The sequence below is a fragment of the Streptomyces sp. NPDC059524 genome, from assembly GCF_042749255.1.
Classification (GTDB): domain Bacteria; phylum Actinomycetota; class Actinomycetes; order Streptomycetales; family Streptomycetaceae; genus Streptomyces; species Streptomyces xanthii.
Window position 1 is genome coordinate 1 of the sequence record NZ_JBHYTK010000226.1, and the last position, 9,955, is coordinate 9,955.

At 72.4% G+C, this 9,955-nt stretch carries 12 protein-coding genes and 1 riboswitch; of the genes, 7 read left to right on the forward strand and 5 right to left on the reverse strand.

Annotated features, from left to right (window positions below; genetic code table 11):
• Window positions 1–132: 132 nt before the first annotated feature.
• The 3 genes from ACFW9D_RS36130 to ACFW9D_RS36140 all read right to left on the reverse strand — a co-directional run bounded on the left by ACFW9D_RS36130 (window position 133) and on the right by ACFW9D_RS36140 (window position 2,252).
• The gene (locus tag ACFW9D_RS36130; RefSeq protein ID WP_188339391.1) at window positions 133–498 is read right to left on the reverse strand and encodes an Rv2175c family DNA-binding protein; all 366 of its coding nucleotides are present in this window, start codon (window positions 496–498) and stop codon (window positions 133–135) included.
• 58 nt (window positions 499–556) lie between these two features.
• Window positions 557–1,789 (reverse strand): NAD(P)/FAD-dependent oxidoreductase, encoded by a 1,233-nt coding sequence (locus ACFW9D_RS36135; protein WP_384629380.1) that lies wholly within the window; start codon window positions 1,787–1,789, stop codon window positions 557–559.
• A 106-nt stretch (window positions 1,790–1,895) separates the two neighbouring features.
• The gene (locus tag ACFW9D_RS36140; protein WP_188339390.1) at window positions 1,896–2,252 is read right to left on the reverse strand and encodes a hypothetical protein; all 357 of its coding nucleotides are present in this window, start codon (window positions 2,250–2,252) and stop codon (window positions 1,896–1,898) included.
• A 51-nt stretch (window positions 2,253–2,303) separates the two neighbouring features.
• Window positions 2,304–2,417, forward strand: a riboswitch (TPP riboswitch).
• Between ACFW9D_RS36140 and thiO the strand changes: the two genes are divergently transcribed.
• The 6 genes from thiO to ACFW9D_RS36170 all read left to right on the forward strand — a co-directional run bounded on the left by thiO (window position 2,415) and on the right by ACFW9D_RS36170 (window position 8,257).
• On the forward strand, window positions 2,415–3,602 hold the full coding sequence (gene thiO, locus ACFW9D_RS36145; protein ID WP_384629384.1) for a glycine oxidase ThiO: 1,188 nt from the start codon (window positions 2,415–2,417) through the stop codon (window positions 3,600–3,602). It overlaps the preceding riboswitch by 3 nt.
• Window positions 3,599–3,799, forward strand: a complete 201-nt coding sequence (thiS, locus tag ACFW9D_RS36150; RefSeq protein ID WP_188339388.1) for a sulfur carrier protein ThiS — start codon at window positions 3,599–3,601, stop codon at window positions 3,797–3,799. Before thiO ends, thiS begins: the two co-directional genes overlap by 4 nt.
• Window positions 3,800–3,804: 5 nt before the next feature.
• Window positions 3,805–4,599 (forward strand): thiazole synthase, encoded by a 795-nt coding sequence (locus tag ACFW9D_RS36155; protein ID WP_188339387.1) that lies wholly within the window; start codon window positions 3,805–3,807, stop codon window positions 4,597–4,599.
• Between the two features lie 83 nt (window positions 4,600–4,682).
• The gene (gene pknB, locus ACFW9D_RS36160; protein ID WP_384629387.1) at window positions 4,683–6,626 is read left to right on the forward strand and encodes a Stk1 family PASTA domain-containing Ser/Thr kinase; all 1,944 of its coding nucleotides are present in this window, start codon (window positions 4,683–4,685) and stop codon (window positions 6,624–6,626) included.
• A 99-nt stretch (window positions 6,627–6,725) separates the two neighbouring features.
• The gene (locus ACFW9D_RS36165) at window positions 6,726–7,619 is read left to right on the forward strand and encodes a deoxyribonuclease IV (RefSeq protein WP_384629390.1); all 894 of its coding nucleotides are present in this window, start codon (window positions 6,726–6,728) and stop codon (window positions 7,617–7,619) included.
• Between the two features lie 86 nt (window positions 7,620–7,705).
• The gene (locus ACFW9D_RS36170) at window positions 7,706–8,257 is read left to right on the forward strand and encodes a DUF4396 domain-containing protein (RefSeq protein WP_384629392.1); all 552 of its coding nucleotides are present in this window, start codon (window positions 7,706–7,708) and stop codon (window positions 8,255–8,257) included.
• A gap of 48 nt (window positions 8,258–8,305) precedes the next feature.
• Here ACFW9D_RS36170 and ACFW9D_RS36175 read toward each other — a convergent pair whose 3' ends face one another.
• The gene (locus ACFW9D_RS36175; protein ID WP_188339384.1) at window positions 8,306–8,938 is read right to left on the reverse strand and encodes a sulfite oxidase-like oxidoreductase; all 633 of its coding nucleotides are present in this window, start codon (window positions 8,936–8,938) and stop codon (window positions 8,306–8,308) included.
• A 174-nt stretch (window positions 8,939–9,112) separates the two neighbouring features.
• Between ACFW9D_RS36175 and bfr the strand changes: the two genes are divergently transcribed.
• Window positions 9,113–9,592 carry a bacterioferritin gene (gene bfr, locus ACFW9D_RS36180; RefSeq protein ID WP_188339383.1) on the forward strand — a complete coding sequence of 160 codons (480 nt, stop codon included), beginning with the start codon at window positions 9,113–9,115 and terminating at the stop codon, window positions 9,590–9,592.
• A 6-nt stretch (window positions 9,593–9,598) separates the two neighbouring features.
• Here bfr and ACFW9D_RS36185 read toward each other — a convergent pair whose 3' ends face one another.
• On the reverse strand, window positions 9,599–9,838 hold the full coding sequence (locus ACFW9D_RS36185; RefSeq protein WP_188339382.1) for a bacterioferritin-associated ferredoxin: 240 nt from the start codon (window positions 9,836–9,838) through the stop codon (window positions 9,599–9,601).
• Between the last annotated feature and the right edge of the window lie 117 nt (window positions 9,839–9,955).

Sequence of the window (9,955 nt, forward strand, 5' to 3'; positions counted from 1 at the left end):
CGGGGCGCCGGGGGGGGCCCACCCCGTGGGCGGGGGCGCGGAGAGAGTGGGGGGCCCGGGCGCGCGCCGGGCGGGCGGCGGCGGGGCCGGGCCGGGCGGGCCGCCCCCCCCCCCACCGCTCGGTTGTCAGGTTCAGACGGCGAGCGCCTGGGCGCGGCGCTTCACCTCCGTGCCGCGATTCTCGCTCAGGGCCTGCGCGGGCGTGCCGGGCAGGGTCGCGTCGGGGGTGAAGAGCCACTCCAGCATCTCTTCGTCGGAGAAGCCGTCGTCCCTCAGGAGCGTCAGGGTCCCGGTCAGGCCCTTGACGATCTTGTCGCCGTCGATGAAGGCGGCGGGCACGTGAAGGGCCCTGTTCTCACCGCGGCGTACGGCGATGAGCTGACCCTCCTTCACCCACTGCCGCACACGCGTCACCTCGACGCCGGTCTGTTCGGCGATGTCGGGGAGGGTGAGCCAGTCGGGGACGAGAGCATCGATCTTTGCGTCAATCTCGGTCACAGGACAAGCCTGCCATCCCGGACTGACAGTCGGAAGCCGGGCCCGCCCGACCAGGCGTTCAGGCCGCGGCGGACTTCAGCGGACGGGCCGGGTCGGCGAGCAGCTCCGGGTCGAGCGCGGTGCCCGCCTCGATGAGCTTGCGGCCCTGGGCGAGGTCGCGGGGCTTGCCCACGGCCAGGACGGCGACCAGGGCGCCCTCGCGCAGCCAGCACACCGACCAGGCGGCCCCGGCCGGATCGCCCCGCCACACGGTGGCGTCGGCGGCGGCGTGGTGGCCGGCGTACTGGACGAAGCGGCCGAACTGCTCGGACCAGAAGTAGGGCACCGGGTCGTAGACGGCCGGGGTGGTGCCGATGATATTGGCCGCGACGGTGCGGGGGCCCTGCAGCGCGTTGTCCCAGTGGTGGACCATCAGGCGCTGTCCGTAGCGGGCGGAGGGGAACGAGGAGCAGTCGCCGACCGCGTACACGTCGGGCGCGGAGGTGCGCAGTCCCGCGTCGGCGACGACCTCGTGGTGCTCGCCCAGGGCGAGGCCCGAGCCGTCGAGCCAGGCGGTGGCGGGGCGGGCGCCGATGCCGACGACGACGGCCCCGGCGGGCAGCCGCGTCCCGTCGTCGAGGACCACGACGCCGGGCTCGACCCGCTCCACGCGCGCGTGGGTGCGCAGCTCGGCTCCGGCGTCCGCGTACCAGGCGGCCATCGGGGCGGCGACCTCCGCGGGCAGCGCTCCGGCCAGCGGACGCTCGGCGGCCTCCACGACGGTGACCCGGCAGCCCGCGTCGCGTGCGGCGGTGGCGAACTCGGCGCCGATCCAGCCGGCCCCGACGACGACCACGTCGTGCTGCTCGGCGAGGACCGGCCGCAGCCGCTCGGCGTCGTCGAGGGTGCGCAGCAGGTGGACTCCGGGGACGCCGTCGGCGCCCGGGAGGCGGATCGGTTCGGCGCCCGTCGCGACGACCAGGACGTCGTACGGGACGGGGCCCGTGGCGGTGTCGAGCTCGTGGTCGGCGGGGCGCAGGCCGGTGACCTCGCGGCCCAGCTGGAGGGTGACGCCGAGGGCCTCGAAGTCGACGTCGAAGGCGGAGCCCTCGGCCTTGCCGAGCAGGACGGCCTTGGAGAGCGGCGGCCGGTCGTAGGGCTGGTGGGGTTCGGCGCCGATCAGCGTGACCGCCCCGGTGAAGCCCTGCTCGCGCAGCGCCACCGCCGTCTGTACGCCGGCCATGCCCGCGCCGACCACGACGACGTGCCGGTCGCCCGGGGGCGTCTCGTTCCCGCTCTCCTGATCGCTCACAAGGTCACCTTAGGCACCCGTGAGGGCGTGGGTCAGCGGCCCGGGCCACTCGCGTTCCGTGACGTCCTGCACACGTGTCACCGGTTTAGTGATCAAGGCCCCGCGATCATCCCCGCGCGGCAGGCGCAGGGATCTCCTCGACGACGCTCGTGCCGCTGCCCTCCTGCGACTCCCACTCCCAGGTCTCGTCGAGCCGGACCCGGCCGTCGGGCAGCTCCGAGACGGTGGAGACGCAGTGCCCCGAGGACGTCGTCCCGTCGGTCTTCAGCTGGACGTAGCGGAAGTCGAGCCGGTCGTCCGCGCGGGTGCCCACGAGGTGGCCGCGCACGATGTCGCCGCCTTCGTAGGAGGCCCATATCCGGCCCTCCTCCTCCCTGTAGGCGAAGCGGGTGCGGGTGCCCACCTGACCGGGGGCCTGGTCGGTCACGGGGGCGAGGAAGAGTCCGTCGAGGGATCGGGCCACGGGCTGGGCTCCCTTACTGGGTGGCATACCGAACGGCTAGGGTGGCCAACGTAAAGCACTCGCGGGAGCCCGTACGCAGCGGGCTGAGAGGGAGGCTGGAGCGGCCTCCGACCGTACGAACCTGATCCGGGTCATGCCGGCGAAGGGAGGGGCTGGACGCCCATGTCGCGTACGCCACCTGTCAGCGGGTCCGCCACCGACGTCGTGGTCGTCGGGGGCGGCATCATCGGTCTGGTGACCGCGTGGAGGGCCGCGCAGCGCGGTCTGTCCGTCGCGGTCGTGGACCCCGAGCCGGGCGGCGGCGCCGCCCAGGTCGCGGCCGGAATGCTGGCCGCCGTCACCGAACTGCACTACGGCGAGGAGACGTTGCTCGCCCTGAACGTCGAGTCCGCGCGCCGCTATCCGGACTTCGCGGCCGAACTGTCCGAGGCCGCGGGCCACGATCTCGGCTACCGCGCGTGCGGCACGCTGGCCGTCGCCCTGGACGCCGACGACCGCTCGCACCTGCGGGAGCTGCACGCGCTGCAGCTGCGCTCGGGCCTGGAGTCCGAGTGGCTGTCGGGCCGTGAGTGCCGCCGCCTGGAGCCGATGCTCGCGCCCGGCGTGCGCGGCGGCCTGCGCGTCGACGGCGACCACCAGATCGACCCGAGAAGGCTCGCGGGCGCCCTTGTGACGGCCTGCGAGCGCGCCGGCGTCGTCCTGCACCGGACATGGGCCGAACGGCTCTCCGTCGTACGGGACCGGGCGCGCGGCGTCGTCCTCGCCGACGGCACGGAGCTGGCCGCGGAGCAGGTGGTGCTCGCCGCCGGCAGCCGCAGCGGGAGGCTCGCGGGCGTCCCCGAGGCCCTGCTGCCGCCGGTGCGCCCGGTCAAGGGCCAGGTGCTGCGCCTGACCGTGCCGAAGGCGTACGCGCCGTTCCTGAGCCGCACCGTCCGCGCGGTCGTGCGCGGCGGCAACGTCTACCTCGTGCCCCGCGTCAACGGCGAGCTGGTCGTCGGCGCCACCACCGAGGAGCTCGGCTGGGACACCACCGTCACCGCCGGCGGTGTCTACGAGCTGCTGCGCGACGCGCACGAACTCGTCCCCGGCATCACCGAACTGCCGCTGACGGAGACGCGCGCGGGCCTGCGCCCCGGCTCTCCGGACAACGCGCCGATCCTCGGCCCGACGGCCCTGCCCGGCCTCCTGCTGGCCACCGGCCACTACCGCAACGGCGTGCTGCTGACCCCGGTCACCGGCGACGCCATGGCACACGCCCTGGCCACCGGTGAACTCCCGGGCGAGGCCCGCCCGTTCACCCCCCAGCGCTTCAGCACCTCTTTCCCGGCCCTCTCGGAGCAGCCCGCATGAACGTGTCCGTGAACGGCGAGCCGCGCACCGTGGCCGCCGCGACCAAGCTCGACGAACTGGTGGCCACGCTGACCACCGCCCCCTCCGGCGTCGCCGCCGCCCTGAACGAGACCGTCGTCCCGCGCACCCAGTGGGCCGCGACCGCGCTCACCGAGGGCGACCGGGTCGAGGTCCTCACCGCGGTCCAGGGAGGCTGAGCGACATGGCGGACGACGCACTCGTCCTCGGCGGCACGACGCTCTCCTCGCGTCTCATCATGGGCACGGGCGGCGCCCCGAGCCTCGACGTCCTGGAGCGCTCCCTGGTCGCCTCCGGGACCGAGCTGACCACGGTGGCGATGCGCCGCGTGGACGCCTCGGTGCACGGCTCCGTGCTCTCCGTCCTGGAGAAGCTCGGCATCCAGGTGCTCCCCAACACGGCGGGCTGTTTCACCGCGGGCGAGGCCGTCCTGACGGCCCGCCTCGCGCGCGAGGCGCTCGGCACGGACCTGGTGAAACTCGAAGTGATCGCCGACGAGCGCACTCTGCTGCCCGACCCGATCGAGCTGCTCGACGCGGCCGAGACCCTCGTGGACGACGGTTTCACCGTGCTCCCGTACACGAACGACGACCCGGTGCTCGCGCGGAAGCTGGAGGACGTGGGGTGCGCGGCGGTCATGCCGCTCGGCTCGCCGATCGGCTCCGGGCTCGGCATCCGCAACCCGCACAACTTCCAGCTGATCGTCGAGCACGCGCGCGTGCCGGTGATCCTGGACGCGGGCGCGGGCACGGCCTCCGACGTGGCGCTCGCCATGGAGCTGGGCTGCGCCGGTGTGATGCTCGCCTCCGCGGTGACCCGCGCGCAGGAGCCGGTGCTGATGGCCGAGGGCATGCGGCACGCGGTGGAGGCGGGCCGCCTCGCCCGCCGCGCGGGCCGCATTCCCAGGCGCCACTTCGCCGAGGCGTCCTCGCCGACGGACGGGATGGCCCGCCTGGACCCGGAGCGCCCGGCCTTCTGAGCGGGTCGCACCGGGTCACAGGTCTGCTGCAGTACCTCCCGGGCGGGCGGGGCCTGTCGGTCACTCCTCGTACACTCGCCTGCGTGGACACGACCCTTCAGGACCCGCTGCTCGGGCAGGTGCTCGACGGCCGGTACCGCGTCGACGCACGGATCGCGGTCGGCGGGATGGCCACGGTCTACCGGGCCGTGGACACCCGCCTCGACCGCGTGCTCGCGCTCAAGGTGATGCACCCCTCGCTGGCGGCCGACGCCTCGTTCGTCGACCGCTTCATCCGCGAGGCCAAGTCCGTCGCCCGCCTCTCGCACCCGAACGTGGTGGGGGTGTACGACCAGGGCACCGACGGCGCGTACGTGTATCTGGCGATGGAGTACATCGCGGGGTGCACGCTGCGTGACGTGCTGCGCGAGCGCGGGGCGCTGCGCCCGCGGGCGGCGCTCGACATCCTGGAGCCGGTGCTCGCCGCGCTCGGGGCGGCGCACCGCGCGGGTTTCGTGCACCGCGACATGAAGCCGGAGAACGTCCTGATAGGGGACGACGGCCGGGTCAAGGTGGCGGACTTCGGCCTGGTCCGCGCGGTGGACACGGTGACGAACACGACGGGCGCGGTGCTCGGCACGGTCTCGTACCTGGCGCCGGAGCAGATCGAGGACGGCACGGCGACGCCGAGCGTGGACGTGTACGCGTGCGGTGTCGTGTTCTACGAGATGCTGACCGGCGGCAAGCCGCACTCCGGCGACACCCCGGCCCAGATCCTCTACAAGCACCTGAACGAGGACGTGCCGCCGCCCTCTGCCGCCGTCCCGGGCCTGCCGTACGCGCTGGACGAGCTGGTGGCGTCGGCCACGGCCCGCAACCCCGAGGTGCGGCCTCCGGACGCCGTGGCGCTGCTGTCGCAGACGAGGGAGGCGCGGGCCACGCTGTCCGACGCCGAGCTCGACACGGTGCCGCCGCAGGCGCGCGAGACGGACCACTCGGGCGCGGACGACCGTACGAGCGTGATCCCGCGCGCGGTGCGCACCGCCGGGGTGCAGATGTCGCTGCCGGCCGAGCCGGACCAGGACGCCCTGCACCGCACGAGCCGCCTGGAGACCCCGCCGCCCGCCGCCCCGCCCGCGCCCCGCGGCCCGGCCGGCGGCCGGGCCCCGCGCCGCGGTCTGCTCGCGATCGTCGCGGCGGTCCTGCTGGTGTTCGGCGTCGGCGCGGGCGTCTGGTACATCAATTCGGGCCAGTTCACGAAGGTCCCGGCGCTGCTCACCAAGACGGAGGCGCAGGCCGAGAAGCGGCTGGACGCCGCCGGTCTCCAGGCGGGCACGACGCGGTACGCGTACAGCGGCACGTACGAGCGCGGCACGGTCATGGCGACGGATCCCGAGGCCGGTGCGCAGATCCGGGACGACGGCACGGTGACGCTGACCGTGTCGAAGGGGCCGAAGACCGTGAAGGTCCCCGACCTGAAGGGGACCTCGCTCGCCACGGCGAAGAGCGACCTGAAGCACCGGGGCCTGTCCCCGGGCATGGTCACCGAGCAGTTCGACGAGGAGATCCCGAAGGGCTCCGTGATCAGCACGGACCCGGCGGCGGGCACGACGCGCGACTCCGGCACCGCGGTGGCCCTCGTGGTCTCCCAGGGTCCGGCCATCGACGTCCCGGACGTCACGGGGCAGTCGGAGCAGGACGCGGTCGCCGCGCTGGAGGAGCTCGGGCTCAAGGCGAAGATCGCGCCGCAGCGGGTCGAGTCGCAGGTCGACAAGGGTTCCGTGGCCGCGCAGTCCCCGGAGCACGGACGGCTGGCCGAGGGCGACACGGTGACCCTGACGATCTCCAAGGGCCCGCCGATGATCGAGGTCCCGGACGTCACGGGCCTGAAGGTCGACGAGGCGCACGACAAGCTGGAGGGCGCCGGCTTCCAGGTCGACGAGGACCGCGGCATCCTCGGTCTCTTCGGCGACACCGTGAAGAGCCAGTCGGTCGAGGGCGGGGACACGGCGCCCAAGGGCTCCGAGATCACGATCACCATCCGCTGACCGGCACGATCACCGTCCGCCGACCCGCACGTTCCGCAGCCGCTTCCGTCTCCCGGGAGCGGCCGCGGTCCGTCCGGGCGCGCATGACACCCTGGCCCGGTGAACAGCAGCATCCGCAATCCGATCGGCGGCCATGTGCCGGTGGCCGGGGGCCTCGCCTCCATAGGCCTGCCCTACGCCCGTGAGCTCGCCGCCGAGACCGTCCAGGTCTTCGTCGCCAACCCGCGCGGCTGGGCCACCCCGCCCGGGAACCCGAAGCAGGACGAGGCGTTCCGGGAGCGGTGCGCCGAGGACGGCATCCCGGCGTACGTCCACGCGCCGTACCTGATCAATTTCGGCTCGCACACCGAGGCCACCGTCGACCGGTCCGTCGACTCGCTGCGGCACTCGCTGCGCCGGGCGCGGGCCATCGGCGCGCTCGGCGTCGTGGTGCACACCGGGTCCGCGACCGGCGGGCGGCCGCGCGAGACCGCGCTCGCCCAGGTGCGCGAGCGGATGCTGCCGCTGCTCGACGAACTGACCCACGAAGACGACCCGTTCCTGCTGCTGGAGTCGACGGCCGGCCAGGGCTCCTCGCTCTGCTCGCGGACCTGGGACTTCGGGCCTTACTTCGACGCCCTGGACCGGCATCCGAAGCTGGGCGTCTGCCTGGACACCTGCCACATCTTCGCGGCGGGCCACGACCTGACGGGCCCGGACGGCATGCGGCAGACCCTCGACCTGCTGGTGGAGACGGTCGGCGAGGGCCGCCTCAAGCTGATCCACGCCAATGACTCCATGGACGTCGCCGGCGCCCACAAGGACCGCCACGAGAACATCGGCACGGGCCACATCGGCGCCGAACCCTTCCGGGCCCTGATGGCGCATCCGGCGACCGCGAACGTCCCGCTGATCATCGAGACACCGGGCGGCAAGGAGGGTCACGCGGCGGACGTGGCCCGCCTGAAGGAGCTCCGGAAGACTCCCTCCGGCGAAGATCACAAAACCCGTTGAGGCATACCCCGAGGGGGCATAGGGTTCCTGTCGGCGACAGGACGGCACGGCCGACAGGAACCGCCACCGACATCTGGGGGAACGACATGGACCACGAGGCGCACACCGGTCACGACCACGAGCACGGCCACCACGACCCTGCTCACGAACAGGAACACGGCCACCACGCTCACGAGCACGACCACGGGCACGGACACGGCAAGGTCAGCTGGGCGATGGCCGCGCAGGCGACCCTGCACTGCCTCACGGGCTGCGCGATCGGCGAGGTCCTCGGCATGGTGATCGGCACGGCCCTCGGCTGGGGCAATGTGCCGACGATGATCCTGGCGATCGTGCTCGCGTTCTTCTTCGGCTACTCGCTCACCCTGCGCGGCGTCCTCAAGGCCGGCCTGGACTTCAAGTCCGCGTTCCGGGTGGCGCTCGCCGCGGACACCCTGTCGATCGCGGTCATGGAGCTGATCGACAACAGCGTGATCGCCATGTGGCCGGACGCGATGGACGCGCACCTGTCGGACGCCCTGTTCTGGGGCGCCCTCGCGGCCTCGCTCGCCCTGGCCTTCGTGGTGACGACCCCGGTGAACCGCTGGATGATCGGCCGCGGCAAGGGCCACGCCGTGGTGCACCAGTACCACCACTGACGGCGGGCGCCGGACCGGCGGACAGGCACAGGACCGGCCGGGACAGGACTAGAGCTCGGGGCCTTCCCCGGGCTCTTCCTGGTAGGAGTAGCGCTGCTCGCGCCACGGATCCCCCACGTTGTGGTACCCGCGCTCCTCCCAGAAGCCGCGCCGGTCCGCCGTCATGTACTCGATGCCGCGGACCCACTTCGGACCCTTCCACGCGTAGAGGTGCGGGACGACGAGCCGCAGCGGGAACCCGTGCTCGGCGGTGAGCAGTTCACCGTCCTTGTGCGTGGCGAAGATCGTGCGGTCGGCGGCGAAGTCGGCCAGCCGCAGATTCGAACTGAATCCGTACTCGGCCCAGACCATCACGTGCGTGACGGCGGGGTCCGGCGGTGCGAGCTCGAGGATCGTGGAGGCGAGCACGCCGCCCCATTCGGCGCCGAGCATGCTGAACTTCGTGACGCAGTGCAGGTCGCCGACGACGGTCGTGTACGGGAGGGCCGAGAACTCCTCGTGGTTCCAGCAGCGCTTCTCACCGTCGACGGTGGTCCCGAAGACCCTGAACTCCCAGCGTTCGGGGCGGAACTTGGGCACCGGCCCGTAATGCGTGACGGGCCAGCCGCGCTGCAGCCGCTGCCCCGGCGGAAGCTCCGGTTGCACGGCTCCCCCAGACTCGCTACCCACCGGATGACCCATGTCTCCATCCTGACAGACCCAGGGCAGTGGCCATGACCATGCGGGCCGCGACGGGCCGCAGTCGATCACCGATTCGGGCAACTCGTACTAAGCGTGCACTTACTGGACGCGTCTGGGTGGCGGTGCGAGGATGCGCGGACCTGTCCGGTCACCCTCTTGGAAGGAGCCTCTGCGATGCAGGGCGACCCCGAGGTCATCGAATTCCTCAACGAACAGCTGACGGCCGAGCTCACGGCCATCAACCAGTACTTCCTGCACGCCAAGATGCAGGAGAACTTCGGCTGGACGAAGCTCGCGAAGTACACGCGGTCCGAGTCGTTCGACGAGATGAAGCACGCGGAGGTGCTGACCGACCGGATCCTGTTCCTGGACGGGCTGCCGAACTACCAGCGGCTGTTCCACGTCCGGGTCGGCCAGTCGGTGATCGAGATGTTCCAGGCCGACCGGCAGATCGAGGTCGAGGCCATCGACCGTCTCAAGCGGGGCATCGAGGTGATGCGCGCAAAGGGCGACATCACGTCCGCGAACATCTTCGAGTCGATCCTCGAGGACGAGGAGCACCACATCGACTACCTGGACACGCAGCTGGAGCTGGTGGACAAGCTGGGCGAGGCGCTCTACATCGCGCAGCTCATCGAGCAGCCGGAGAGCTGATCCGCCTCAGGCCGCTTCGGGAAGCTCGGCCGGCACGGCGAGCGCCGCGGCTGAGTCTCCCTGCTCGACGAGCTCGCGGCGGGGGCACGAGCCCCGGCCGAGCAGCGCCTGGATGCGGCGTACGCACGAGCCGCAGTCGGTGCCGGCCTTGCAGGCCGACGCTATCTGGCGGGGGGTGCAGGCACCGTCCTCCGCGTGCTTCTTGACCTGGGTCTCGGTGATTCCGAAACAGCTGCAGACGTACACGCGGGTTCACCTCCCGATCGGGACTCGTCGTGGTGCCGCCCCGATGACTCGGTGAGGCATACCTAACCTTACCCGGGCCGTCCGGAGCGCAAAAGTGCCGTGGGGCGCGGATCGATG

Bases quoted from the DNA above. Each gene is read 5' to 3' on its own strand.
- thiO (WP_384629384.1), top strand. From the start codon at position 2,415: ATGTCGCGTACGCCACCTGTCAGCGGGTCCGCCACCGACGTCGTGGTC.
- thiS (WP_188339388.1), top strand. From the start codon at position 3,599: ATGAACGTGTCCGTGAACGGCGAGCCGCGCACCGTGGCCGCCGCGACC.
- ACFW9D_RS36155 (WP_188339387.1), top strand. From the start codon at position 3,805: ATGGCGGACGACGCACTCGTCCTCGGCGGCACGACGCTCTCCTCGCGT.
- ACFW9D_RS36170 (WP_384629392.1), top strand. From the start codon at position 7,706: ATGGACCACGAGGCGCACACCGGTCACGACCACGAGCACGGCCACCAC.
- ACFW9D_RS36175 (WP_188339384.1), bottom strand. From the start codon at position 8,938: ATGGGTCATCCGGTGGGTAGCGAGTCTGGGGGAGCCGTGCAACCGGAG.
- bfr (WP_188339383.1), top strand. From the start codon at position 9,113: ATGCAGGGCGACCCCGAGGTCATCGAATTCCTCAACGAACAGCTGACG.